We start from the raw sequence: 24264 nt of genomic DNA on the forward strand, positions 1-24264 counted from the left end.
TCGCCTCGACGCGAGAGGGTCACCACGGTTAGTCCGGTGCCGGAATCGCCTACGGCGCAGGCAGGCTAGCCGCGTGCGACCGCCCGCCACGCCCCGGGCGGCTGTCCGAAGCGCCGCGTGAAGCTGCGCGTGAAGGTGGTCTGGTCCGGGTAGCCTGACGCCAGCGCGATCTCGGCCAGCGGCAGCGTGGATTGCGTCAGCAGCTGCAGCGCGCGGTCCAGCCGCAGCCGGGTCTGGTAGCGGTGCGGGGTGTCGCCGAAGGCCTCGGCAAACAGGGTCTGGAAGCGCCGCACGCTCCAGCCGAAATGCCCGGCGACTTCCGCCACGCGCAGGGGCGAGTCCAGGTTGGCGCGCAGGTAGGCATCCACGGCCATCAGCGGGAACACCTGCTCGTCGCCGGGCATGCCGAGGGAGTACGCCAGTGCCGCGGCCAGCGTGGCCGCCAGCTGCCAGTCGGTCTGCGGCCCGCGCGCTGCCGCGGCGGCGCGCCACGCCGCCAGCGCGCGCACGCGGCTGCCGAAGGCGCCGTCCAGCGGGAATGTGCGCGGGCGCGCCATCAGCCGCGCGGGCAGCGCCACCGAACGCGCCGGGAAGTCCGCCACCAGTTGCAGGTTACCGTCGAAGCCGAGGAATTCATGATGGCTGCCGGCTGGCACGATCAGGCCGGTGCGGTCATCCACGCGATAGACGTGGCCGTCGATCTCCAGTTCGGTGGAGCCGGCCAGGCCGAACAGCAACTGGTGGTAGCCGTGCTGGTGGCCGTCCGGCTGCGGGCGGTAGCGCCGGTGCTCGACCAGCGGCGAGGCGTGGGGTTCAGCGGGCTTGGGCATGCCGCAACCTGCCAGGGGTCTGGCACAGCCAGACGCCCGCCCCGGCCACCGCCATGCCCAGTGCCTGCACCGCATCCAGCCGTTCGCCGAACAGCAGCCAGGCCTGCAGCGCGGCCAGCGGCGGCGCCAGGAACATCAGCGCCGCGGCATTGGCGGCCTGGCCGCGCCGCACCAGGCTGACCAGCAGCCAGGTGCCGGCGCCCGACAGGCCGATCGCCGCCCACGCCAGTGTGGCCCACAGCGCCACGCCGCCATGCCAGTGTACCGGCGTGTCGGCGGACTGGATCGCCACCATCGCGGCGGCTACCAGCATGGCGCCCAGGTTCTGCCACGCGGAGCTGGCGCGCAGGTCACAGGCGGCGATGGCGGACTTCTGCAAGAGGGTTCCCATGGTGATGGAGACAATGGCCAGCACGCCCAGCAGCACGATCCAGGGCGACAGGGCCGGCGCGGCCGTGTGCATGCCGGCCTGCATCGCCGGGGCGACCACCAGCGCGACGCCGAGCGCACCCAGCGCCAGGCCCTGCCACGTCCGCCTGGAAGGTAGCTCTTTCAGCAGGGGGATGGCAAGCAGCGCGGTCAGCAGCGGCTGCAGCGCACCCAGCAGGGCCATGATCGCCGGCGGCAAGCCCCTGGCCACGGCGCCGTAGCCGGCGCACAGGTAGATGCCCTGCATCAGCGCGCCGGCCAGCAGGTGGCGCGGCGCCTCGCGCAGCGGCGGCCAGGCCGCGCGCGCGGCCAGCGACCACGCCACGAACATCAGCCCCGCCACGGCAAAGCGGCCCAGCAGGAACAGGCTGGTATCGGCCAGCGGCACGATGGCCTTGCCGACGATAAAGCCGGTGGACCAGATCAGGACGAAGGCAACAGTGGGCAGCCAGACGGCAGCGGACAGGGGGCGCGACATGCAAGCAGGCGTTTCCGCCGGGGCGGGATCGGATGGGCAAAGCGCTAGGCTAGCCAGGCAGCGCGCCTCTGTCTTGGCAAATCCGGCAATCGGCATGCTGAAAGCATTGGTAACACTCCCGCAGCGCCTCCGGGTCAACGGATGTGCGCTTGCCACGTAACATACTGATGGTCTGATCGAAAAAGGCGAGGAGGCGAGCATGAATCCGGCGCAGCATTCGAGACAACCCCGCCGTGGCGGGCTCGCCTCCTGGCGGGCCGCCGCGGCACTGGCACTGGCCGCATGCCTGGCCGCCTGCGCACAGGTGCCGGCCGAGGCCGGCGGCAGCACCGCCGCCACCGACCTGCGCTGGCTCAACACCGTCACCTACGGCGCTGACCAGGCCACCCTTGACGACCTGCGCAGGCTGGGCCGCAAGGGCTTCCTCGACCAGCAACTGACGCTGCCGCTGGCCGATCCACCCGAACTGGCAGCCGCCATCACAGCCTTGCCCAACCTGCAGGCCGACGCCGCCGCGCAGATCCAGGCCGCGCGCGACGCCCGCCAGCGCATCGACGCGCTGCCCGACGACGACAGCAAGCAGCAGGCCCGCCAGGTGCTGAACGCGCAGGGCCGCGAGATCGTGGCCGATGCCACGCGGCGCCACCTGCTGCGCGCGCTGTACTCGCCGGCGCAGCTGCGCGAGCAGATGACGTGGTTCTGGATGAACCATTTCAACGTCTACTCGGGCAAGGGCCAGGTCCGGCTGCTGCTGGCCGACTACGAGGAACGCGCCATCCGCCCGCACGCGCTCGGTCGCTTCCGCGACCTGCTGATGGCCAACGTGACCGCGCCGGCCATGCTGGTCTACCTCGACAATGCCCAGAGCAGCGCCAACCGCATCAACGAGAACTACGCGCGCGAGCTGATGGAGCTGCATACCATGGGCGTCTCCGGCGGCCCCAGCGGCTCCCGCTACACCCAGCAGGACGTGCAGGAGCTGGCGCGCGTGCTGACCGGCGTGGGCGTCAACCTGCGCGGCACGCCGCCGCCGCGGCTGCCGCCGGCGCGCGCGGGGCTGTATCGCAGTGAGGGCCTGTTCGAATTCAACCCCGCGCGCCACGACTTCGGCGCGAAGACGCTGCTGGGCCAGCGCATCGAGCCGGCCGGTTTCGACGAAGTGGCGCGAGCGGTGTCGATCCTGGCGCGCGAGCCGGCCACCGCGCGCTATATCAGCGCCAAGCTGGCGGCCTATTTCATCGCCGACAACCCGCCGCCGACGCTGGTCGAGCGCATGGCGCAGACCTTCACGCGCACCGATGGCGATATCGCCGCGGTGCTGCGCACCTTGTTCCTGGCGCCGGAACTGGACCGGCAACTGGCCGCGCCCACGCGCAAGTTCAAGGATCCGATGGTCTATGTGGTGTCGTCGATGCGGCTCGCCTATGAAGGCCGTCCCGTGGCCAACCTGCGCCCGGTGATGAACTGGCTGAACCAGCTTGGCGAGCCGCTCTACGGCCACGTGGCGCCGGACGGCTATCCGTCGTCGGAAAGCGCGTGGGCCAGCTCGGGCCAGATGGTGCGGCGCTTCGAGATCGCCCGCGCGATCGGCTCGGGGCCGGCGGGACTGTTTGCCGGCGATAGCGCGAGGCCGCGCGGCGCGCGCTTCCCGATGATCGGCAACAAGCTGTACTACGACACCATCGAAGCCACCCTTGGCCCCGCCACGCGCGCCGCGCTGGCCCAGGCCGAATCGCAGGCCGAATGGAATACCGTGCTGCTCGGTTCGCCCGAGTGGATGCAGCGCTGACAGGGAGCGGACCATGGAACGCCGACAATGGCTGAAAACGATGGGCGGCGCCACGCTGGGGCTGGCGCTGCCCGCCATCGCCTCGCGCGTCTATGCGCTGCCGGCGCAGGCCGATGCGCGCTTCCTGCTGGTGTTCCTGCGCGGCGGCTATGACGCCGCCAGCGTGCTGGTGCCGGCGGGCAGCGATTTCTACTATGCCGCGCGGCCCAATATCGCCATCCGGCGCCCGCCCGTGGCCGGTGCGGACGCTGACCCCAACGCGGCGGTGGCGTTGGCGCCGGCTTTTGCGGCCGACAGCACCGCGCGTGGCATCGGCGACTGGGCGCTGCACCCGGCATTGGCCGCGACGATGCTGCCGTTGTGGCAGCGCGGCCAGCTGGCCTTCGTGCCGTTCGCCGGCACGCACGACCTGTCGCGCAGCCACTTCGAGACCCAGGACGGGATCGAGGCCGGCTTGCCCGGCGAGGGCGAGGACCGCAAGGCCGTGGCCTCGCTGCGCGGCAGCGGCTTCCTGAACCGCCTGGCGCAGGCCATGGGCGGGCAGGCTGCGCCAGTGGCCTTCACCGACGGCCTGCCGATGGTGCTGTCCGGCCCGCGCGATGTGCCCAATGTCTCGCTCAAGGGCAGCGGCCGCACCCCGTTCGATGCGCGCCAGGCGAAGCTGCTGGCGCAGATGTACAGCGGAACCCGCTTTGAGTCGCTGATCGATGAAGGCTTCGAGTTACGCGAAACGGTGGCGCGCCAGGCGCAGCCGCAGCCCGGAATGTCGGGCAACGACGCCGGCACCATGGTCACGCGCATGCAGGAAATGCAGGCCGCCAACCGCCGCTCGCTCAGCGCGCGCGGTTTCGAGGTCGAGGCCCGGCGCATGGCCGGGCTGATGCGCGAGCGCTTCAACCTCGGCTTTATCGACGTGGGCGGCTGGGACACCCACGTCAACCAGGGCGGCGCGCAGGGGCAGCTGGCCGGCCTGCTCGACAACCTCGGCCGCGGCCTGTCTGCTTTCGCCGCCGAGATGGGTCCTGTATGGGACAAGACCACCGTGGTGGTGCTGTCCGAGTTCGGCCGCACCTTCCGCGAGAACGGCACGCGCGGCACCGACCACGGCCACGGCACGGTCTACTGGGCTGCGGGCGGCGCGGTGCGCGGCGGCCGCATTGCTGGCGAGCAGGTGGCGGTGGAACAGGCCACGCTCAACCAGAACCGCGACTGGCCGGTGCGCAATGAGTACCGGGCGGTGCTGGGCGGGGTCTTCCGCAAGTTGTACGGGCTGGATGACGCGCGGTTGGCGCAGGTGTTTCCGGGGGTCCGGGGGCGGGATATCGGGTTGGTGTAAATGGCGTGGCAACTGGATCCGATGTCAGTACAAGGGCCAGGTTTAAGGGAAAAGTGATGATCTAACGACGAGTTGGCTGATTGCACTTGCCTCCAATTTGGCATATGCTTTGGCATATGCTGAGGAGTTCCCGATGACCACGACAGATGAAATCCGCCATGTCAGGCTGTTTCGCAATGGCCGCAATCAGGCGATCCGGATTCCGCGCGAGTTCGAACTGCCGGGGGAGGAAGCCATTCTGCGCCGCGAAGGGAATCACCTCATCATCGAGCCGGTTGCTGCAATGCCATTGCGTTCCTTGCTGGCGCAATGGGAGCCTATCGACGTCGATTGGCCGACGATCGATAACCTGCCTGCCGAGGATGTCGACCTCTGATGTCCTTGTTCCTGCTCGATACGAACATCATTTCCGACGCGATTCGCAATACCCGCGGACCCTGTGCCGCTCGTATTGCCGCGCTCGAGCCTGACAGTCTGTGCACTTCCATCATTGTGGCGGCCGAACTCCGATTCGGAGCTGCCAAGAAAGGCTCTCCGGCGCTGAGCCAACGTGTCGGCCAGGCTTTGGCTGGCTTGCGTGTCTTGCCGCTGGGCGGCGATGCTGCCGCTTGCTACGGCGAGTTGCGCGCAGGACTGGAACGCAGCGGACGGGTGATTGGCGCCAATGACATGCTGATCGCGGCGCACGCTCTATCGCTGGGTGCCGTGCTAGTGACCGACAATATCGGGGAGTTTTCTCGCGTGGACGGATTGCGCTGCGAAAACTGGCTGAAGTAGGCCTTCAGGCCAGCGCATAGGCGCCAATCTCACGCTAGGCGGGAATAGCGAAATCGTCAGCCCGGCGCAGAATTGTTCGGGGTGCCGTTTGCCGGCGCAGGGGCATCGACTGGCGGCGAGGCGGGCGCAGGCGCCACTGGCGCATTGGCAGGCGCGGCCGGAACCGTGGGCGCGCTCGGATAAGCAGGCCGCACGGATGTGCCAGGCGGCGCCGTGGCTGCTGATGCTGCCGGCGTTTCCACTCCGCTTGCCGAAGTGGTGCCCATAGCAGAATCTGGCGGCACCGCAATCACCGTCTCCCCCCGGTCCAACGCCAGGCTGGAATCATCCGGGCCGACATCCCCCGCGGCAGACGACGCCGTGCCGGCCGGCGGCGCGACCTCGGCCTCCGGCGCGGGCAGCGCCGGACGGCGCGGTGCCGGGCGCGGCGCCGGGGTCTCGCTGGCCTTGTCGCGCGTGAACAGCTGGTTGAACCAGCCGCGCAGCTGCGTGCCCAGCGATGCGAACAGGCTGGTCTCTTCGTGCTCGGCAAAGCGCGCGCGGCCGTCGACGATGCGTGAGCGCAGCGCGCGCTGGTAGAAGTCGCCCACCATCGGCAGCGCGCTGTGCGCACCCTGGCCCCAGTAGTCGCTGCGCAGCGTGACGCGGCTGTCGTTGAAGCCGACCCAGGCGCCCGCCACCAGTTCCGGATGCATCAGAATGAACCAGCCGTCGGCGTTGTCCTGGGTGGTGCCGGTCTTGCCGGCCACGTCGGCGCGGATGCCGAAGCGCGAGCGGATGCTGGCGCCGGTGCCGCGGTCGATCACGTCGCGCATGACGTCGAGCAGGGTTTGCGTGGTGGCGGCGGGCAGCGCGTGCTCGGCGCGGGCCGGCCGGAATACCTGCAGCACATTGCCCTGTCGGTCTTCGATGCGCGTCACCATGGTGGGCGCGATGTAGTCGCCGGCGTTGGCGATGGTGCCGTAGGCGGCCACCATCTCCTTGAGCGTGACCGGGCTGGTGCCCAGCGCCAGCGACGGCACCAGGTCGAGCTGGCTGTCGCGCACGCCCATGTCGCGGGCCAGCCGCGCGACGCGGGACGGCCCCACTTCGTGCATGAGCTGGGCGGTGATGGTGTTGCGCGAATAGACCAGGCCGTCGCGCAGTGACATGGCGCGGCCGGTGGGGCGGCCTTCATCGGTGGGGCGCCAGACCTCGCCGCCGGCCAGTTCGATTTCCACCGGCTGGTCCATCAGCGTGTCGTCGGGGGTCTTGCCTTCTTCAAAGGCCGCGCCGTAGACAAAGGGCTTGAAGGTCGAGCCCGGCTGGCGGCGCGCCTGCTGCACGTGGTCGAACGCGTCCTGGGTGTAGTCGCGGCTGCCGACCCAGGCGCGGATCTCGCCGTTGCGCGGGTCGATGGCCAGGAAGCCGGCCTGGATGCGCGTCTTCTGCTGGTGCAGCGCGCGCATGAAGGCATTGTCGGACATCAGATGGCGCAGCGCCTCTTCCGGCGCGGTGCCGGCGGCGATGGCGGCACGGTACTCCGGGGTCTCGCGCACGAAGGCCTGCACCAGCGGCATGTTGGCGGCCCAGCCCGCGCGCGGCGCCCAGGCCGCGTTGGCGATAGCCTGCAGCCGGTTGCCCTGCTGCACCACGGCCTGCGTGGCCATGGCCTGCAGGCGGGCGTCGATGGTGGTATGCACCACCAGCCCATCGGCGTAGATGTCGTAGCCATTGCGGTCGGCCCAGCCGATCAGCCACTTGCGCAGTTGCTGCGCGAAGTGCGGCGCGGGGCCGGGCGGCTCGGTCTGGCGTTCGAAGTCGATGCGCAGCGGGCGCTTCTTCAGCTGCTCGTAGCGCGCCGCATCCAGCTTGCCGCGCTTGACCATCTGGCCCAGCACGATATTGCGCCGGTCCAGCGCGCGCTCGGGGTTGAGTACCGGGTTGTAGTAGCTGTTGCCCTTGAGCATGCCGATCAGCGTGGCGCTCTGCAGCACGTCCAGCGAGCGGGCCGGGCGGTCGAAGTACGTGCGCGCCGCCATCTCGATGCCGAACGCGTTGTACAGGAACGGCACGGTATTGAGATAGGTCTCGAGGATCTCGTCCTTGGTATAGAGCGCCTCGATCTTCAGCGCGGTGATGGCTTCCTTGAGCTTGCGCGTCAGCGTGGGCGCGCGGCCGATTTCATCGGGATACAGGTTGCGTGCCAGCTGCTGGGTGATGGTGGACCCGCCCTGGCGGTCGCCGGAAAAGGTATGCACCGCGGCCGAGGCCAGCCGGCGCCAGTCCAGCCCGTGGTGCTGGTAGAAGCGATGGTCTTCGGTGGCGATCAGCGCAGCCACCACATTGGGCGAGATTTGCGACAGCGGCACCCAGTCGCGGTTGGCCCACTTGAACACCGCCAGCTCCTTGCCGTCGGCGGACAGCACCTGCGCCGGCTGCTCGGACTTGGCCTTGCGGATATCGCTGATGCCCGGCGTGAACGGGATCAGGACCAGCACATAGAGCAGGAAGGCGGCCGGGATGGCGGCCAGGCCCACCAGCACGCCGCACCGCGTGGGGCGCAGTGACCCGGGCCGGGTCAGGCCGGCGCGTGCAAGGCGCGCGGCCATGCCTGACAGGCGTTGCTGGAGGGGGGCAGGCAATGAAGCCTGCAGCGAGGCGAGCAGCGGGGCAAGCCGGGTCTTGATCTCAGCCAGCCTCATGAGGCGAAGCGGTCGAGGCACAGGCACATGGCGGCACGGGGCACTGGCATTACCGTCGTCGGAAAAGCATGCATCGTACCAAAACGTTCCCCTTGGTTACAGGGAAAACCCCCATTTGCGGCTATCCGCCACTTCCTGCTGCAAAGCATGGGTCACAAAGGTTTCATATTGCGCCGCGACAATGCCGAGTCCGCAACTTGTGCGGACGATGCGCCGTTGCCGGGTTGCCCGGCTGGACCGGGTTGGCCTTGCCGACCCGGCCTGGGTCCGGCGCGGTGTCGTGCCTCAAACAGAACACAGAGAAATTACAGTGAAGAAAGCTTTCCTTGCAATGACGGCAGCAGCGGCTGCGTCGGCCGTATCCGGGGTGGCGTCGGCCCAGTCCGCGTCGAACGTTACGCTTTACGGCATCGTCGATGCCGGCGTCGAAGTGATCAGCCACGTGCCGGGCAGCAACGGCGCCCAGGGTACGGCAACGCGCCTGAACTCTGGCAACTTGTCCGGCTCGCGCTGGGGCCTGCGCGGCACCGAAGACCTGGGCGGCGACCTGAAGGGTATCTTCGTGCTGGAGAGCGGGTTCGACATCGATACCGGCACCTCGGGCCAGGGCAACCGCCTGTTCGGCCGCCAGGCCTACGTCGGCCTGCAGGGCGGCTGGGGCGCGGTCACGCTGGGCCGCCAGCAGAATTCGCTGTACGACCTGTTCGGCGCCTTCGACCCGATGGGCGTGGGCCCGCGCTACTCGCTGAACAGCGTTGACTCGGCCTTCAACGGCCGCGCCGACAACGCCATCAAGTACACCGGCAAGTTCGGCGGCCTGACCGCCACCGGCTTCTACAGCTTCGGCCGCGACAACAACGGCGAAGTCCCGGGCGAGCCCAAGGTCGCGCGCAACTTCGGCGGCGGCCTGTCGTACGCCGCAGGCGGCTTCTCGGTCGGCGCGGCTTACGACCAGTACCAGGGCGCCACCGTGGCGCTGCAGGACCGTGCCGCCAAGCGCGCCGCGGTGGGTACCGCCTATGCCTTCGGCGACGCCAAGGTGTTTGCCGGCTACCGCTGGCTGAAGGACGACGGCGTGTCGAGCGCCAGCGCCGCTTCGACCCGCAGCAACGTGTACTGGGCTGGCGCGCAGTACCGCTTCACGCCTGCCTTCCAGCTTACCGGCGCGGCCTACTACAACGACACCCGCAATAGCGATGCGGATCCGTGGATGTTCGTGCTGTCGGCGGACTACTCGCTGTCCAAGCGTACGGATGTGTACCTGAATGTTGGCTACTCGAAGAACAAGTCGGGTTCGGCGCTGGGCTTGAATGGGGTTGGTACGGTGGTGGCTGGTGAGAACCAGACTGGTGCTACCGTTGGCCTGCGTCATCGCTTCTGAGCGTAATCGCCTGATGCCCGCCTGGCAGGGGGTGATGCCTGCATGGGTGGGCGATTAACTGTCATATCGACACCTGCGGATTGCATTGCGGGGTTCGTTGGGCCGGTTGGTTTGATCGGCTCTTTTTTCTCTGGTCCTCGCCCTTGGTTGCGGGGTGTCTTTGTTGGCGATGACTACTGATACCCCGCCGCCCCAATAAACTGCCCAAACCTCTCACACCAGATCACCACCGCCCCATACCGCGCCGGATCCACGCCAGCCGGCAACGCCACGGTGAAGTTGCCAAAGGTCTTCAGCTCACCAACCTGCAGCGACCGGTCCTTGATCCGAAGGAAGGCCTCCTTGTTGTCGACAAACTCCGGCGCCAGGTAGATCCGATAATCCGGCCCCGGCGCAACGCTGCCTTCAAAGGCAAGCGCGTGCGGCGAAACATGGAGCTGGCCGCTGGCCCAGTGCAACGCGTCGCTCCCCGCCAGGTCTTTGCGGAAGGTGCCGGTGTAGCGCGACTGTTGTGCCACAATCTGCACTTGCTCGGCACTGGCCCCGGCCTGTTCCGTCAGGATCGGCAAGACATAGATGCCCGCACCAAAGCCCACGGCCAGCGCGGCAAGATGGGTCAGCACAAGGATGGCGGGCTTGCGGAGCGGGTTGGCCGGCATGTTTTTCTCCCGAAGGCATGAGGATGCGGGTAAGTCGATGCCGGGGCCGGATCCTGACAGATCTGTGGTGCCTTAGCACATTCGCAACGGTTTCACCAATCCAACACACGGAAGTGGTTATGATTTGGTAGTCGCCTTGTCGAGAAGCTGCCTATGACCCTCCACGTCACGATCCGCACCATCCGTACCGGCACGCTGCAATCCGCCCGCTATCAGGCGCGCGTCTATCTCACCACCGATGCCGAGGCTCTGCCGTTGCTTGCAACGGACTGGAGCGAGCGCGAGGCCGAAGCCTTCCGTACCGCGCAGTTCTGGGCGCAGCGCCACGCCTATGTGGTGTCTAATCCACGCGCCGGGACTTTCTACGGAGTTTCGTGCCGGCGCTGAAGCCGGCACGCGGTTGGCGCGGTGCCCCCGCATTGTGGCTGGCGGCCATCCTGGCCCTGGCCGGCTGCACCGCCGAAAACGTCGTCGGCTTCCTGTCGGGCGGTCGCGATGGCTTGTGGCGCAACGTGCAGCAGCGCTGCCTTGGCAATACTGCGGCGGCGCATCCCGATTGCGCGCAAGTGGACCGGTCCCAGGGACTGGTGCTCTACAAGGACGCGATCGGCAAGTCGCACTACCTGGTGATCCCGGCACGGACGGTGACCGGCATCGACGATGCCAAAGCCTGGGACGGCGCAGGCGCCAACCCCTGGGCCTTCGGCTGGGCCGCGCGCGGCATCGTTGGCCGCTCGCTTGGCAAGGCCGTGCCTGACGACATGCTGGGCCTGGCGATCAATTCCCGCGCCTCGCGCAGCCAGGACCAGCTGCATATCCATCTCGATTGCATCAGCGCGGCCGCGCGCGCCGTGGTCAATGGCGCGGCCGGGCCGATCGGCACCGGCTGGACTGCGCTGCGGCTCGAGGGCAAGCCGGTGCGCGCGATCTTTGTGCCGGCCGGCGCGCCGCGGCTGGCGGTCGACCCTTTCCAGCTTGTGCGTGACGGCACCAGGGGGAGCGCCGCCGCAGCGCCACCGGACCGTGGCATCTTTGTCACCTATGTGCAGGAACGGCAGGGCGGGGCAGGCTTTGTCGTGATCGACCAGCCCGTCGACACGGCGGCTGGCAGCAACGGCCACGCCAGCGATTTCCTGGACCGGCGCTGCAGGCTGGCCGAAGGCTTGTCGAGCGCGCCGGGCTGATCGGCGGCCAGCGCCGGGCCTCACTGCGCCCGGGTGCCCGAAGCCGCAGGCGTTTCAACGGGCTTCGCAGGCGTTTCAATGGGCTTCGCGGGCGTTCCGCTGGGCTTGGCGGGCGTCCCGCCGGGTGTCGCCAGCGCGTCCAGCGCCTTGGCCGCCGCCAGGTGCTGCGGGATCATCAGCCCTTCACGCGCCGTTGCCACGGCGATCTGTGCGCCCTGGGCGCTGCCGCGGGCGACAAAGTCGCGCCCGTGGCGGTAGACCAGCCGCGTCAGCTCGGCCACTTCGGTATCGGACAGGTCCGGCCCGGTCACCAGGATCGCCGCCGTGGCGATGGTGCGTACCGGCGTGTGCAGGCCGGGATAGGTGCCCGGCGCGATGGTGGCGCTGAAATAGCCCGCTTTCTGCCCAACCATCGCGGTGATGACCCGTTCATCCAGCGGCAGCAGCCGCAGCGGCATTTCGCCCAGCGCGTCGCGGATGCTGTCGGCCGGCACGCCGATCACCTGGATCACCGCGTCGACCTGGTTCTGGCGCAGCGCCACCAGCCCGGTGCTCAGCCCGACTTCCTCGGCCTTGAAGTCCTTGTCGGTCAGGCCGTGCGCTGCCAGCACGCGCAGCGCGGTCACGCGCGAGGCTGAGCCCCGCTCGCCCACGGCGATGCGCTTGCCGCGCAGCTCGGATACCGAGCGGGCGGGATCGGCGTCGCGCACCAGCACGTGCACGGGCTCGGGGTAGAGGCTGCCGATGGCGCGCAGCGAGGCTTGCGGGCCGTCGGCGGCAAACGCGCCCTTGCCCTCGTAGGCTTCCAGCGCCGCGTCGCCCTGCGCCAGCGCCACCGAGACCTTGCCGGCGCGCAGCAGCCGCAGGTTCTCTTCTCCGCCGTGCGTGACCAGTGGGATCGCGCGCACGCGCGCCCCGTCCACCAGCGCCTTCGCAAAGCGCAGGTACTGGCCGTGTTCGGCGCCGGCGGCAATGGCATAGCCCTCGTTGACCCGTGCCAGCCGCGCGCGGATGTTGGCGTGCGCGGTGGTCAGTTCCTGCTCGATCACGGCGCGCTGTGCCGGCGAGGCATCCTTCTGCACGGACTCGATCACCTTGCGCATAGCGTCCAGGATCGCCGCCGGGCCCCTTTGCGCATCGGCGGCGACGGCCGGGGCTTCCGCGGGGCGGTAGCCGGCCGGCAGCACGCCGACCCAGCGCTCGCCGTCGCGCCGGTACAGCGCCGTGCCATGCGCGCGGATGATGTCGCCGGCCTTGTTGCCGCCGCTGGTGATGCCGGTGATGCCGCGCGGGCCCGCGCCCAGTGCCGACACCAGCCCGGCCACGCCGGGCGAGTCCCACGCGCCGAAGTCGTAGTCGCGCAGCAGTTTCAGTTCCGCATCGAAATACACCACGCGGCGGGTCTCGCCGGCCGGGGCCTTGGTGTCGGCCTGCGAGCCGCGCCGGTCCAGGCCGGCCAGTTCCACCGTGCCCGGCGGCAGCGCCTGCGCCAGCCGCTCGTTGATGCCGGTGCGGATGCCGTCCGCGGGCGGGCCGCCGCCGCAGCCTGCCAGCCAGGCGCTGGCCAGCAAGGCAAAGAGAAGGGTGAGGAGGGCGCGGCGCATGTCAGCCTCCGATCAGCGGCAATGCCAGCAGCATGGTCAGCACGAAGGCGTTCATCAGGTCGACGAAGAACGCGCCGGCCAGCGGCGTGATCAGGTAGCTGGTGGGTGCCGGCCCGTAGCGGGACGTGATGGCGCGCATATTGGCCATGGCGGTGGCGGTCGATCCCATGTTGAAGCCGATAAAGGCGGCCGAGGTGACCGCGGCCTCGTAGTCGCGCCCCATGAAGCGGAAGCACACCAGCACCACATAGAGAATGATGAAGACCACCTGCATGGCGATGATCAGCAGGAAGGGGCCTGCGGACAGCGCCACCTCGGCCAGGTCCAGTGCCATCATGGTCATTACCAGGAACAGCGACAGGCAGACATTGGTGATCAGGTCGGTGGCGCGGTCGTCAAAGCGCAGCCCGATAAAGGGCAGCAGGTTGCGGATGGCGATGCCGAGCATCATGCACCACAGAAAGCCGGGGATGGTGATGGGGCCGGCGGGCATCTGCGCGGCGATCCAGCGCCCGCCGATCACCGCGGCCAGCATGCCGGCCAGCGCCGCCAGCGCACCGACGGTAGTGATGGGCGAGATGGCGGCGGCTTCTTCCTCGGTGTCGCCGGCCTCGCGCGCGGTCGAGCGCAGCTTGTAGTGCGAGATCAGGTATTGCGCCACCGGGCCGCCGATGATGCCGCCCACGATCAGGCCGATGGTGGCCACCGTCATCGACAGGTCCATCACCGCCTGCAGGTTGTTGACCTCGGCAAAGCGCTCGGCATAGGCGGCACCGGTGCCGTGGCCGCCCACCAGCGTGATCGATCCGCTCACCAGCCCGAAGATGGGATGCAGGTCCAGCGTCCGGGCCATGGCCACGCCTACCACGTTCTGCACCAAGATATAGGGCAGCAGGATGATCAGGAAGATCACCAGCGCCTTGCCGCCGCGCTTGAGCATGCGCAGGTCGGCGCAGAGCCCGACGCCGCCGAAGAACATCAGCAGCAGCACCGGCTTCATGCCGGGATCGATTACCACGCGGAAGTCCGCTGCCGCCAGCGCCACGGAGGCGAGGATCGCGAACAGCAGCCCGCCGGTGACAGGGTCGGGAATGTTGTAGCGCGCCAGCACGCCGACGCTGCGGTTGACCAGCGTGCCGATCAGCAGCACCACGACGGCAGTCAGCAGCGAACTCAGCAGGTCGAGGTTCATCGGGCCGTCCTGGCGGAGAGGGTTGCGGGGTAATGCCATCGGGCGCCGCTGGCCGTGCCGGGGGTGCACTGGCCGCCGGCAGTGCCTGACGGGGAGCATGCATCACTACGGGTTGTAGACGCGCGGGTGGAATAAGGCAAGGAAAGGATGGGACGGGGGCCGCCCCGGGCGTCGGCTCAGCGCGCCCGCAACGCGTCCACGATATTCATCCGCGCCGCGCGCACCGCCGGCAGGAAGCCGCCTGCCAGCCCCATCACCATCGAGAACGCCAGCGTCTGCAGCGCGATGGCCGGGGTCAGGATGAAGCGGAACGAAAGATCCGCGAAGGTCTGAAAGTTGGTGGTCGAGAACGAGGCGAACTGCATCAGCGCGGCGCATGCCAGCCCCGCGATACCGCCCACCAGCCCGAGCAGCGCGGCTTCGATCAGGAAGGCGGCCAGCACGTTGACGCGCTTGAAGCCCAGCGCGCGCAGCGTGCCGATCTCCGCAACGCGGTTGGCCACCGAGGCGTACATGGTGATCATGGCGCCGATCATCGCCGCGACCGAGAAGATGGTGGACAGCGTGAAGCCCAGGATATTGATAAAGCTGGACAGCGCCTTGGACTGGTCGCTGTAGAAGGCCTGCTCGCGCTTGGCCTCGTCCGCCAGCCGCGGGTCGACGTCGATATCGGCGCGAAAGCGGTCGAACAGCGCCGTATCCGCCAGCCGCACCACCATCGACGAATACGCATTGCGCCGGAACGACTGCATCAGCTGGTCCACGTCGCCCCAGATCTCGGAGTCGAAGCCGCTGCCGCCGGCGTCGAAGTGGCCGACCACGGTCCAGTCGCGCTGGGCAAAGCGCAGGTGCTCGCCGATCTGCACCCCGGCAAAGCCGCTGGCGATGCTGCTACCGACGATGATTTCGGACGAGCCCGGCCGGAACATGCGCCCGGCCACCAGCCGCACCTGCGGGCGCAGGTCCATGCCCGGCGGCGAGATGCCGCGGATCACCACGTTGGACGGCTGCCCGGTGCTGGTCTTGGTGAGCGAGATCAGCACCACCGCCTCGCGCGAGGCCAGCGGCCGGCCCGCGCCGCTCATGGCCACGGCCGGGTGCATCTCCATGATGCTGGCCTGGTCGCGGGCGACCGCGCTCTGGATCTCGGTCTCGGCACCCTTGCGGATCACTACCACGTTGTTCTGCTCGCCGGTGGTGACCAGGGTCTTCTTCAGGCCGGCGTCCAGCATCAGCATGGTGGCAAAAACAAAGACCACCAGCGCCAGCCCGCCCGCGGTCAGGGCGGTGGTCAGGCGCCTGGCCCACAGGTTGCGCGCGATATAGGTCAGCGGGATCGCCACGTCAGCCTCCGTGCGCTAGCCGATGGCCCGCAGGCCCTCGACGATGCGCACGCGCGCAGCCTGCACCGCCGGCACGATGCCGGCAAACACGCCCACCGCCAGCGCGCAGGCCGCCTGCAGCTGCATGGTCTGGGGCGACACGGTGAAGACCGGGAACACGCCGCCCACGGCCTGCTTGAAGGCGCTTGCCACCGGCGGCGTCGCCAGCATGCCTAGCGCGCCGCCGGCCACGCAGATCGCCAGCGACTCGCCGAACACCAGCAGCGCCAGGAAGCCGGGGCCGAAGCCCAGCGCCTTGAGCGTGGCGTATTCCACGGTGCGCTCGCGTGCGCTCATCGCCATGGCGTTGGCCATCACCGCCATGATGATCACGATCACCACGTAGGACACCACGCGGATCGCCGCGATGATCTGGTTGGACATGGCGACAAAGCCCAGCTGGAAGGCCTGCTCGGTCTCAGTCAGCGTTTCTGCCAGCGAATTGCGGAACACCGCATCGACATTGCGCGAGATCGCGGCGGTGTTGTCGGGGTTGTCCACGCCCAGCACAAAGACGCCGACCTGGTCGGCCTGGCGCGGGGTGCGCTTGCGCACGGTCTCGTTCAGGTATTCCCAGTGGAACACCATCTGGCGCGTGATAGTGCTCTCGTCGCGCCCCTCCATGATGCCGCGCACCACGAACTCCCAGGTGCCGGGGTAGATGGTACCCTTGATCGGGACCACGTCGCCGAGCTTGAAGCCGAACTGGTCGGCCAGCTGGCGCCCGACCAGCGCGCCCTTGCGGTCGCGCTGGTAGTCGGCGCGCTGCTGGTCGGGCACGATGAATTCCGGGTAGAGGTCGAGGTAGTTGTCAGATACCGCGAACTGCGCGAAGAAGTTCTTGGGATCACGATAGACGCCACCGAACCAGTTGGAGCGCGCCACCGAGGCCACGCCGTCGACGCCCTTGATGCGGCTTTCATAGCTCAGCGGCAGCGGAAACACCAGCGAGATCGCATTGCGCGTCACCAGACGCGCGCTGGACGCCGCAGACGCGCCCGCATACCAGGCGTCGATCACCGTCTGCAGCAGCCCGAACGCCAGCACCGCGATCACCAGCCCGAACACCGTCAGCGCGGTGCGCAACTTGTGCCGCAGTGCATTGCGGGTGATCAGCTTGAGTGCGTACATGACGATCTAGGCAATCTCGCCACGGATCAGCTCCCCCTTCTCCAGGTGCACCAGCGACCCCGCCGCTGCGGCGGCGTGCGCATCGTGCGTGACCATGATGATGGTCTTGCCGGCATCGGCATTGAGCCGCTGCATCATCGCCAGGATCTCGGCGGCGGAGGTGCGGTCGAGGTCGCCGGTGGGCTCGTCGGCGACGATCAGCGCGGGGTCGGTGATCAGCGCGCGCGCGATCGCCACGCGCTGCTGCTGGCCGCCCGACAGCTCCGACGGGTAGTGGCTCATGCGGTCGGCCAGATTGACCATGCCCAGCACCAGTTCCACGCGCGCGCGCCGCTCCGCGCGCGGCAGGCTGGTCAGCATCAGCGGCAGCTCCACGTTCTCGAACGCGGTCAGCACCGGCATCAGGTTGTAGAACTGGAAGATAAAGCCGACGTTGGCGGCGCGCCAGTCGGCCAGCTCGGCTTCCGGCAGCCGCGTGATGTCCAGCCCCGCCACGTGCAGCGTGCCGCTGTCGGGCCGGTCGATGCCGGCGATCAGGTTCAGCAGCGTGCTCTTGCCCGAGCCGGACGGCCCCATCAGCGCAACAAATTCGCCTTCGCCGATATCGAGCGAGATATCGGTCAGCACCGGCACGGTCTGCACGCCGCGCCGGTAGGATTTGGCGACGTGGCTGATCTGCACCAGCGGTGCTGCGCTCATGCGGTCCTCTCTACGGCTTGGCCACGGTGATGCGGTCGCCGTCGCCGAGATTGTCGGCCGGCGAAAGCACCAGCACGTCGCCGGGCTTGACGCCCTGCACGGCCACCAGTTCGCCCAGCTTGGCGCCGGTCTTGACCTGCACCTCATGCGCACGGCCGTCCTTCACAACATAGGCCAGCTCCCGGCCCTGGCGCGTGACCACGGCGGCGGGCTGCACCGCCACCACCGGCTGGCGGTCCTGCGCCGAGGCTGCGCGCGACAGGAAGGCGATCTTGGCGCTCATGTCCGGCAGCACGCGCGCATCGCGGTCGACAAAGCGCACCTTGACCAGCACGGTGGCCTTGGAGCGGTCCACCGTCGGCACGATGCGCGACACCTGCCCCGCCAGCCGCAATCCCGGCAGCGCATCCAGCAGCAGCTCGCACGGCTGGGCGGCGCGGATCTTGCCGATATTGGATTCGGCGACATCGGCTTCCACCTCCAGCGTCTCCATGTCGGCGATGGTCACGATCGCGCCCTTGGTGTCGGCGGCGGCGGAGAAGGGGGTGATGTTGTCGCCCACGTTGGCATGCTTGACCAGCACCACGCCATCGAAGGGCGCGCGCACCACGGTCTGCTCCACCGCGACCTCGGCCGCGCGGGCATTGGCCTGGGCCGAGGCGATCGACGCACGCGAACTGTTTACCGAGGCCCGCGCCTTGTCAAAGCGCGCCACGTCGGCGTCATACTGGGTGCGAGAGATGGCGTTCGGCACGATCAGGATCTTCGAGCGGCGCAGGTTCACCTCGGCGTCCTTCAGTTCGGCCTGCTGCAGTGCCAGGTTGGCCTGCGCCACCTGGACCTGTGCCTGCGCCTGCGCGAACGAGGCGGCGACGTCCTTGCTCTCCAGCCGTGCGATGATCTCGTCCTTCTTCACATGCGAGCCCTCCAGCACGCCCAGCCATTCCAGCCGGCCCTGCGCCTTGGACGCGACCGCCGCCTTGCGCTGCGGCACGACATAGCCGGTGGCATTGAGCACGGTGAAATTCTGCGTGGGATAGGCGGAGGTGACGGTGACGGTCTGCACCGCCCGCGGCCCGGCCAGCTTCATGGCGATGCCGGCCAGGGCCAGCACGGCCAGCGTGATCACTGCGTAGCGCAGCCACCTGCGCCGGGGGCGGATGCTGGCGCCGGCCGCGGCGGCGCCGCGGTCGATTTTCAGCCTGGACAGATCATGGTCAGCCACTGCGCGCTTCCTCTCGCTGTGATGGGCGGGGCTCCCAGTATAGCGGCGAGTGAAAGGGTGTCCATGGTCAGCGAGCGGGAGTAGAACCACTTGTTTGCTCCTCTCCCGCTTGCGGGAGAGGGCTAGGGTGAGGGCCGGAGCATCCACGGAGTACAGCCGGTGGTTTGCCAGCGCCTTCCCCCACCCTCTGCCCCTCTCCCGCAGGCGGGAGAGGGGAGCAAACCGGCTGCGCAATCAACGTTGTCAGCTAGTGACTGGTCTCCACCGCCAGCTTCAGCTTCGCCAGCGCGAAATCCCATTGCCGCCCGATCGCTTCCAGCGACCGGCGCGCGGCTTCGACCTGGCCGGGCTCGAACTGCCACAGGCGCTCGCGGCCGGCGCGGCTGTCGCGCACCAGCCCGGCCTGCGCCAGCACCTGCAGGTGCTTGGTGACCGCCTGGCGCGTCATGGCGCTGCCCGCGGTCAGCTGCGCGATCGACATCGTGCCGCCCGCGCACAGCGCTGCCACCAGCCGCAGCCGGGTTTCGTCGCCAAGCGCGGCGAAGACGGTCGCGGCATCGCGCAGTTCCAGCGCGGGGGAGGTTTCAGGCTGCGCCGCTGACATGCTTCCGGACATTTTCCATTTGCCCGTCCCAGCCGCCGCTGTTCATGCGGAAGGCCTCCATGCGGCGTTCGGGCGGGATCTGGTCGAAGCCGGATTCGACCACGGTCAGCAGCGTGCCGCCTTCGGCTTCCTTCAGCTCGAACACCACCATCGTGGGCGGTTCGGCCGAATAGTCGCGGCCGCGCTCCATTGGCGCCGGATGCCAGCGCCAGGACAACAGCCGGGGCGGCTCCATGCGTTCGACCTCTACGTCGAACTTCAGGTATTCATAGCCGGGATAGGTGATGCTGCCCACGGCCCGCTGACCGGGTGCGAAGGTCACGCCGTCGAATTTCACGCCAAACCAGCTGCCGAAGGTGTCGGCGTCGGCCAGCGCGTGCCAGACGCGTTCGATGGGGGCGGCCAGCAGGACGCTGCGCTCGATGCGGTCGGTGGATGAAGCCATGTCCGGTCTCCTTGTTCACGCATGAATAGGCAACTTCGTGGTGGCATGTTAGGAGACCGGACGGGGAAATGCAACCAAAAGGTTGCGAATGACCGCGGTATGCTCAGAGGTCCAGCACCAGCCGCTGGCCCTTGCAGCGCGACACGCACAGCATCATCGTCTTCTGCGCGGCCTTTTCGGCATCCGACAGGTACTGGTCGCGGTGATCGGCCTGCCCTTCGACGATGGCGGTCTCGCAGGAGCCGCAGATGCCTTCGCGGCACATGCAGTCCACCTTGATACCCGCCTTCTCGATGGCGCGCAGCAGCGGTTCGTCGGCGCCGACCTGCAGCGTCAGCCCGCTCTTCTGCAGCACGGCCTCGAAGGCGCCGCCGGTGGCGTCGACCTCGTTGCGGAACTGCTCGAAGTGGATGCGCCCCGCGTCCCAGCCCGCGGCGCGCGCCGCGTTGACCACGGCGTCGTTCAGCGGCACCGGGCCGCAGACATAGACGTGCGTGTCGGCAGGCTGCGCGGCGATCAGCGCGGCGAGGTCGAGCATGGTGCCGCTGTCGCTCTCGTACAGGTGAAGCTGGCCGGGCTGCAGCGTGGCGGGCAGCACGTCCAGGAAGGCGGCGGACTGGGCGTTGCGGAAGCAGTAGTGCAGTTCGAACGCCGCGCCGCGCGCGGCCAGCGCCTGGATATGCGTCATGAAGGGCGTGATGCCGATGCCGCCGGCGATCAGCAGGTGGCGGCGGGCGCCGTGGTCCAGGCTGAACAGGTTGCCGGGAGCGCCGATATGCAGTTCGTCGCCTTCGCTGACCTGCTCGTGCATATAGCGCGAGCCGCCGCGCGAAGCCTCTTCCAGCCGCACCGCGATCTGGTAGTGGCCGGGCTCGCCCAGCGTGCTGGTCAGCGAATAGGCGTTGCGCAGCCGGCCGCCGTCCATATGGACGACCACGTGGCTGCCGCTGTCGAAGGCGGGCAGCGCGCCGCCTTCGCAGGGTTGCAGGGTGAAGCGCTTGATGCCGGCGGCCAGCGGCTCGACGCGGCCGACGCGCACGCGGAGCGTGTCAGTCATGGCGGTACCTCGGAATTCAGGAAAAGCAGGGAAATCGGGAAGGGGGTCAGGCCGCCACCGGGCCGGCCTGCCGGAGCCGTCAGGTGATCACCGTCAGCTTGGCAGCGATCCACACCACCAGCCCGCCGACGATCAGCGCCACGTAGGGCAGCGCGCCAGCGCGCGCATTGGGCAGCTCCATGTCGCGGCGCATCGACTCGGGGAAGCGGCCCTTGTCCTGGATGTAGTGGCGGTAGACGAACACCGGCACGATCAGCAGCGCGGCGATCAGGCCGTTGCGCAGTGTGTGCTCGCCCTGGAAGTTGGCGCCGGCACCGACGAATGCCAGGTCGAAGAAGCCGAAGAACGCGCCCAGTGCCAGCAGCCAGTTCTTGCACTTGTAGGGCCGGGCCCAGTCCGGGCGGTCCATGCGGTGGATCCAGCCCGACTGCAGGTTCAGGAACACGAAGATCATGTAGCAGACGTTGCTGATCGACAGCACCGCCATGTAGTTCGACATCAGCAGCAGGAATAGGTTGAACACCAGGTCCGTCCACATGGCGCGCGTGGGCGAGCCGTGCTCGTTCACGTGCGAGAGGTAGCGCGGCAGCCAGCCGTCGAGCGAGGCCTGGTACAGCGTGCGCGACGAACCCATCATCGAGGTCATCACGATCAGCAGGATCGCCAGCACCAGCATCACCACGATCACGTTGAACACCACCGCGCCGCCGCCGACGAACCTGGCCATGGCCGCGCCCACGCCGGAGCCGTCGACGATGGCCGGTTCCAGCATGCCCGACAGGCCCAGCGAGCCCTGGAAGGCGATCGGCACCGCGATGAACATGAACAGGCACAGCACGCCGGACCAGAAGATCGCCTTGAAGGTGTCCTTCTGCGGATCCTTGAACTCACGCGTGTAGCACACTGCGGTCTCGAAGCCGAAGGTCGACCAGCAGGCCAGGAACATGGCGCCCATGGCGGTGCTGATGCCGGCGGCGTTCCAGCCGCCCAGCACCGGCGCGCCGGCCGCGTCTTGGGTCAGCGGCAGCAGCGGCAGGAAGCTGGTGGACGGCATGTCGCCGGTGAACATCGGCACCAGCGCGATCAGCACCAGCGGCGTCAGCGAGGCAATGCCCAGGATGCGCTGCGTGGTGGCCGCGGCCGAGGCGCCGCTGTGCTGCAGCTTGAAGGTGATCAGCAGAAAGGCGGTGGCCAGGATGAAGATGGAGTTCACCCGCAGCGTCAGGCCCTTGCTGACAACGCCCAGGTCCAGCAGCGTCAGCTGCCAGGTGTTGATGACCGAGTCGGGCGGGAACAGCGCGCTCAGCATGTAGCCGGCGGCGAGGCTGGTGCCCAGCGCCAGCATCGGCGACCAGGCTACCCAGTTGCACCACACCGAGACCGGTGCGACGAACTTGCTGTAGCGCACCCAGCCGAGCGCGCCGTACACCGAGGCGCCGCCGGACTTGTGCGGATACAGGCCCGAGATCTCCGCATAGACGAAGCACTGCACAAAGCCGACCAGGATGGCGAGGATCCAGATCACCCAGGCCGGGTTGCCGATGGTGGCGGACACGCCGCCGATGGTGAAGAGCACGCCCGCGGGCACGCCGCTGGTGACCCAGAAGGCATCCTTCCAGGTCAGGGTGCGCTGCAGTTCATGCGATTGGGTTTGCTGCTGTGGTTGGGCGGGGGCGAGCGGCGCCTGCGCGCCGATCGACAGCACGTCTTTCTGTGAATACACGATGTCTCCTTGCTTCCCGGGTTGCCGTTTATCTGGAGCTGCGCTCCGTCACGGTCTGCCGTCTGCGGTCTGGGTGGGTACGTTGCGGTACTGCCTGCCGGGGTTACGACGGTCGGGAATGTCTGGCGGGGATTCTGGGGGCGTTTCTCATCCTTGTCTCCTGTTGTCATCCCGGGTTGCCATGCGGCCCGTTACGGGGTCTCAGGCTTTCCGGTATCTCGTCGATTCACCATTAGTTAATTATGTTACCAAGGGTGTTTTGAGGTGAGTATAGAAACGGCTGGGAGCCAAGGCAACGGAAGATTTGTATCGCGTTGCAAAGCGTCCCGGCCGCCTCTTCCTTACTGCTGCGCTGGCTGTCCCGGGCGCGGCCCGCCCAGCGTTTCCACCACCGCATGCCCTGCCCGCCGGTTGCGCCACCAGCCCACCAGCGTCAGCCCCAGCCAGAAGCACTGGGTCAGGAACGAGGCCAGGTTGAAGGCGCCGGTCAGCGAGACCAGGATGCAGCTCGGCCCGATCACGTTGAGGACGACGGCCAGCCTGCCGGTCGGGGATTTGTGCAGGACCTGCACGGCAAAATGCGCGGCAACGTAGGCGGCAACGCCGACAAGTCCGGTCGCGTCGGTAAGACCCAGGGAGGCCATGGTGGTAGGAAGCGGTAAAACAGCGGTTGAAGATTGCCGTCAGAACGTCTTGGTCAGCGAGACCAGGAACGTGCTTTTCAGCGGGTTGGAAACGGAAGGGTTGCCGGACGAATCCAGCGCCCCGGTGGTGTACTTGTCGTAGACGTCGGTGCGCCCCCAGCCGCGGGTATAGGCGCCGGTCACGGTCCAGCCGCCCTCGAAGGCCTTGGACAATGCCACGCGCACGTCGCGGAAGCTGTAGGCGGAAAAGTTGCGCACGCGCTCCTGGCCGTAGTGCAGCAGCAGCGAGACGCCGTGGCCCAGGTCGAAGGTGCCGTTGATATCCAGGTAGCCCGAGCCGCGGCTGTGCAGGTCGTTGCCGGCGAGCAGCGAGGCGCTGTTGTAGCCAAAGTAGTCGGGCGTATAGGTCAGCCAGTACTTGACGTTGAACCACTTGTACGTCAGCGACGCGACGGCCTCGCCGTAGTTGTACCTGGTCTGCGCGTACTGCAGCTTCGCGCCCGGGTACAGGTAGTAGTAGACCTGCCCGGCATAGGTGAAATCGCCGACGGTGCCGGTGTAGCCGGCATACAGATCCCATTCGACGGTGCCGCCCTCGATGAACTTGTCGCTGATGCTCGACATCCACGTACCCGCGGAGAAGCCGCTGGGGTGGGCGTAGTCGATGCCGCCCTGCACCGCAGGCTTGCCCCAGGTCTGGCGGAAACCGCGCGATACGTATTGCGATGTCAGCGTCAGGTTGACGCTCAGCGGCGCGGGCGATGCGGCCTCGGCCGGCGGCACGGTAGCCGTGACCTGCGGCACCGGCGCCACGGCCAGCGTGGTTTCGGCCCCGGCACTCGTCTGCGCCTGCGCGGTCAGCGCCTGGCACAGCAGCAGGGGCAGGGCGCCTTGCAGGGCCCGTCTTGAAGCAAAGCATTTGCGCAGCATGGAAGTCTCCTCCTTGCAGCCGGTCTACGTTTGTTCTGGGTAGCCGGCTTCGTGGTGTGGGTGCGCGGCGCCCGACCGGAC

General features: G+C 68.2%; 23 protein-coding genes. 7 read left to right on the plus strand and 16 right to left on the minus strand.

The window, feature by feature from the left end:
- Window positions 1-65 precede the first annotated feature (65 nt).
- Window positions 66-830, minus strand: a complete 765-nt coding sequence (locus AC3WL8_RS04660; protein WP_492377960.1) for a helix-turn-helix domain-containing protein — start codon at window positions 828-830, stop codon at window positions 66-68.
- Complete coding sequence (locus AC3WL8_RS04665) at window positions 814-1737, minus strand: DMT family transporter (protein WP_211979401.1); 924 nt, start codon at window positions 1735-1737, stop codon at window positions 814-816. Before AC3WL8_RS04665 ends, AC3WL8_RS04660 begins: the two co-directional genes overlap by 17 nt.
- Window positions 1738-1936: 199 nt before the next feature.
- Between AC3WL8_RS04665 and AC3WL8_RS04670 the strand changes: the two genes are divergently transcribed.
- The 4 genes from AC3WL8_RS04670 to AC3WL8_RS04685 all read left to right on the plus strand — a co-directional run bounded on the left by AC3WL8_RS04670 (window position 1937) and on the right by AC3WL8_RS04685 (window position 5639).
- Window positions 1937-3526 carry a DUF1800 domain-containing protein gene (locus AC3WL8_RS04670; protein WP_492377961.1) on the plus strand — a complete coding sequence of 530 codons (1590 nt, stop codon included), beginning with the start codon at window positions 1937-1939 and terminating at the stop codon, window positions 3524-3526.
- A gap of 13 nt (window positions 3527-3539) precedes the next feature.
- A complete protein-coding gene (locus AC3WL8_RS04675) occupies window positions 3540-4862 on the plus strand; it encodes a DUF1501 domain-containing protein (RefSeq protein WP_211979399.1) in 1323 nt (440 codons plus the stop codon).
- Window positions 4863-4995: 133 nt separating this feature from the next.
- Window positions 4996-5238: an antitoxin gene (locus AC3WL8_RS04680; protein WP_013953739.1), complete on the plus strand. Its 243-nt coding sequence runs from the start codon at window positions 4996-4998 to the stop codon at window positions 5236-5238.
- A complete protein-coding gene (locus AC3WL8_RS04685; protein WP_492377962.1) occupies window positions 5238-5639 on the plus strand; it encodes a type II toxin-antitoxin system VapC family toxin in 402 nt (133 codons plus the stop codon). The genes AC3WL8_RS04680 and AC3WL8_RS04685 overlap by 1 nt, the downstream gene beginning before the upstream one ends.
- 56 nt (window positions 5640-5695) lie before the next feature.
- Here the strand turns inward: AC3WL8_RS04685 and AC3WL8_RS04690 are convergent, their stop codons facing one another.
- The gene (locus tag AC3WL8_RS04690) at window positions 5696-8323 is read right to left on the minus strand and encodes a penicillin-binding protein 1A (RefSeq protein ID WP_211979397.1); all 2628 of its coding nucleotides are present in this window, start codon (window positions 8321-8323) and stop codon (window positions 5696-5698) included.
- 310 nt (window positions 8324-8633) lie between these two features.
- On the opposite strand from AC3WL8_RS04690, the gene AC3WL8_RS04695 reads away from it, so the two are divergent.
- Window positions 8634-9704 (plus strand): porin, encoded by a 1071-nt coding sequence (locus AC3WL8_RS04695; protein ID WP_211979396.1) that lies wholly within the window; start codon window positions 8634-8636, stop codon window positions 9702-9704.
- Window positions 9705-9877: 173 nt separating this feature from the next.
- Here AC3WL8_RS04695 and AC3WL8_RS04700 read toward each other — a convergent pair whose 3' ends face one another.
- On the minus strand, window positions 9878-10363 hold the full coding sequence (locus AC3WL8_RS04700; RefSeq protein ID WP_013953735.1) for a DM13 domain-containing protein: 486 nt from the start codon (window positions 10361-10363) through the stop codon (window positions 9878-9880).
- A gap of 153 nt (window positions 10364-10516) precedes the next feature.
- Here AC3WL8_RS04700 and AC3WL8_RS04705 point away from each other — a divergent pair, with 153 nt between their 5' ends.
- Complete coding sequence (locus AC3WL8_RS04705; protein WP_010810991.1) at window positions 10517-10750, plus strand: hypothetical protein; 234 nt, start codon at window positions 10517-10519, stop codon at window positions 10748-10750.
- Entirely contained in the window at window positions 10738-11547 is an 810-nt protein-coding gene (locus AC3WL8_RS04710) for a CDP-diacylglycerol diphosphatase (protein ID WP_013953734.1), read from the plus strand. The genes AC3WL8_RS04705 and AC3WL8_RS04710 overlap by 13 nt, the downstream gene beginning before the upstream one ends.
- A 20-nt stretch (window positions 11548-11567) precedes the next feature.
- On the opposite strand, the gene AC3WL8_RS04715 is transcribed toward AC3WL8_RS04710, so the two are convergent.
- From AC3WL8_RS04715 to AC3WL8_RS04770, 12 genes are all read right to left on the minus strand, one after another.
- Window positions 11568-13151 (minus strand): TAXI family TRAP transporter solute-binding subunit, encoded by a 1584-nt coding sequence (locus AC3WL8_RS04715; RefSeq protein ID WP_211979395.1) that lies wholly within the window; start codon window positions 13149-13151, stop codon window positions 11568-11570.
- 1 nt (window position 13152) lies between these two features.
- Window positions 13153-14343, minus strand: a complete 1191-nt coding sequence (gltS, locus tag AC3WL8_RS04720; RefSeq protein WP_013953732.1) for a sodium/glutamate symporter — start codon at window positions 14341-14343, stop codon at window positions 13153-13155.
- A gap of 176 nt (window positions 14344-14519) precedes the next feature.
- Window positions 14520-15686 carry an ABC transporter permease gene (locus AC3WL8_RS04725; RefSeq protein WP_211979394.1) on the minus strand — a complete coding sequence of 389 codons (1167 nt, stop codon included), beginning with the start codon at window positions 15684-15686 and terminating at the stop codon, window positions 14520-14522.
- Window positions 15687-15701: 15 nt separating this feature from the next.
- Window positions 15702-16856: an ABC transporter permease gene (locus AC3WL8_RS04730; RefSeq protein ID WP_013953730.1), complete on the minus strand. Its 1155-nt coding sequence runs from the start codon at window positions 16854-16856 to the stop codon at window positions 15702-15704.
- A 6-nt stretch (window positions 16857-16862) separates the two neighbouring features.
- Complete coding sequence (locus AC3WL8_RS04735) at window positions 16863-17555, minus strand: ABC transporter ATP-binding protein (RefSeq protein ID WP_013953729.1); 693 nt, start codon at window positions 17553-17555, stop codon at window positions 16863-16865.
- 10 nt (window positions 17556-17565) lie between these two features.
- Window positions 17566-18780, minus strand: coding sequence for an efflux RND transporter periplasmic adaptor subunit (locus AC3WL8_RS04740; protein WP_041228712.1), 1215 nt, complete (start codon window positions 18778-18780; stop codon window positions 17566-17568).
- A gap of 247 nt (window positions 18781-19027) precedes the next feature.
- On the minus strand, window positions 19028-19384 hold the full coding sequence (locus AC3WL8_RS04745; RefSeq protein WP_013953727.1) for an ArsR/SmtB family transcription factor: 357 nt from the start codon (window positions 19382-19384) through the stop codon (window positions 19028-19030).
- A complete protein-coding gene (locus AC3WL8_RS04750) occupies window positions 19365-19829 on the minus strand; it encodes an SRPBCC family protein (RefSeq protein ID WP_211979393.1) in 465 nt (154 codons plus the stop codon). Before AC3WL8_RS04750 ends, AC3WL8_RS04745 begins: the two co-directional genes overlap by 20 nt.
- A gap of 103 nt (window positions 19830-19932) precedes the next feature.
- Window positions 19933-20886 (minus strand): PDR/VanB family oxidoreductase, encoded by a 954-nt coding sequence (locus AC3WL8_RS04755; RefSeq protein ID WP_013953725.1) that lies wholly within the window; start codon window positions 20884-20886, stop codon window positions 19933-19935.
- A gap of 79 nt (window positions 20887-20965) precedes the next feature.
- Entirely contained in the window at window positions 20966-22588 is a 1623-nt protein-coding gene (locus AC3WL8_RS04760) for a trimethylamine N-oxide permease (protein ID WP_492377966.1), read from the minus strand.
- Between the two features lie 362 nt (window positions 22589-22950).
- The gene (locus AC3WL8_RS04765; RefSeq protein WP_013953723.1) at window positions 22951-23253 is read right to left on the minus strand and encodes a CBU_0592 family membrane protein; all 303 of its coding nucleotides are present in this window, start codon (window positions 23251-23253) and stop codon (window positions 22951-22953) included.
- A 39-nt stretch (window positions 23254-23292) separates the two neighbouring features.
- Window positions 23293-24183, minus strand: coding sequence for a TorF family putative porin (locus tag AC3WL8_RS04770; RefSeq protein WP_211979391.1), 891 nt, complete (start codon window positions 24181-24183; stop codon window positions 23293-23295).
- Window positions 24184-24264: the final 81 nt, after the last annotated feature.

The organism is Cupriavidus sp. FW305-F7 (genome assembly GCF_058782875.1).

Excerpts from the sequence above, each read along its gene's own strand:
- AC3WL8_RS04705 (WP_010810991.1), top strand. The coding sequence starts at position 10,517 with ATGACCCTCCACGTCACGATCCGCACCATCCGTACCGGCACGCTGCAA.
- AC3WL8_RS04715 (WP_211979395.1), bottom strand. The coding sequence starts at position 13,151 with ATGCGCCGCGCCCTCCTCACCCTTCTCTTTGCCTTGCTGGCCAGCGCC.
- AC3WL8_RS04680 (WP_013953739.1), top strand. The coding sequence starts at position 4,996 with ATGACCACGACAGATGAAATCCGCCATGTCAGGCTGTTTCGCAATGGC.
- AC3WL8_RS04730 (WP_013953730.1), bottom strand. The coding sequence starts at position 16,856 with ATGTACGCACTCAAGCTGATCACCCGCAATGCACTGCGGCACAAGTTG.
- AC3WL8_RS04735 (WP_013953729.1), bottom strand. The coding sequence starts at position 17,555 with ATGAGCGCAGCACCGCTGGTGCAGATCAGCCACGTCGCCAAATCCTAC.
- AC3WL8_RS04700 (WP_013953735.1), bottom strand. The coding sequence starts at position 10,363 with ATGCCGGCCAACCCGCTCCGCAAGCCCGCCATCCTTGTGCTGACCCAT.
- gltS (WP_013953732.1), bottom strand. The coding sequence starts at position 14,343 with ATGAACCTCGACCTGCTGAGTTCGCTGCTGACTGCCGTCGTGGTGCTG.
- AC3WL8_RS04750 (WP_211979393.1), bottom strand. The coding sequence starts at position 19,829 with ATGGCTTCATCCACCGACCGCATCGAGCGCAGCGTCCTGCTGGCCGCC.
- AC3WL8_RS04765 (WP_013953723.1), bottom strand. The coding sequence starts at position 23,253 with ATGGCCTCCCTGGGTCTTACCGACGCGACCGGACTTGTCGGCGTTGCC.
- AC3WL8_RS04660 (WP_492377960.1), bottom strand. The coding sequence starts at position 830 with ATGCCCAAGCCCGCTGAACCCCACGCCTCGCCGCTGGTCGAGCACCGG.
- AC3WL8_RS04745 (WP_013953727.1), bottom strand. The coding sequence starts at position 19,384 with ATGTCAGCGGCGCAGCCTGAAACCTCCCCCGCGCTGGAACTGCGCGAT.
- AC3WL8_RS04665 (WP_211979401.1), bottom strand. The coding sequence starts at position 1,737 with ATGTCGCGCCCCCTGTCCGCTGCCGTCTGGCTGCCCACTGTTGCCTTC.
- AC3WL8_RS04670 (WP_492377961.1), top strand. The coding sequence starts at position 1,937 with ATGAATCCGGCGCAGCATTCGAGACAACCCCGCCGTGGCGGGCTCGCC.
- AC3WL8_RS04675 (WP_211979399.1), top strand. The coding sequence starts at position 3,540 with ATGGAACGCCGACAATGGCTGAAAACGATGGGCGGCGCCACGCTGGGG.
- AC3WL8_RS04755 (WP_013953725.1), bottom strand. The coding sequence starts at position 20,886 with ATGACTGACACGCTCCGCGTGCGCGTCGGCCGCGTCGAGCCGCTGGCC.
- AC3WL8_RS04690 (WP_211979397.1), bottom strand. The coding sequence starts at position 8,323 with ATGAGGCTGGCTGAGATCAAGACCCGGCTTGCCCCGCTGCTCGCCTCG.
- AC3WL8_RS04685 (WP_492377962.1), top strand. The coding sequence starts at position 5,238 with ATGTCCTTGTTCCTGCTCGATACGAACATCATTTCCGACGCGATTCGC.
- AC3WL8_RS04770 (WP_211979391.1), bottom strand. The coding sequence starts at position 24,183 with ATGCTGCGCAAATGCTTTGCTTCAAGACGGGCCCTGCAAGGCGCCCTG.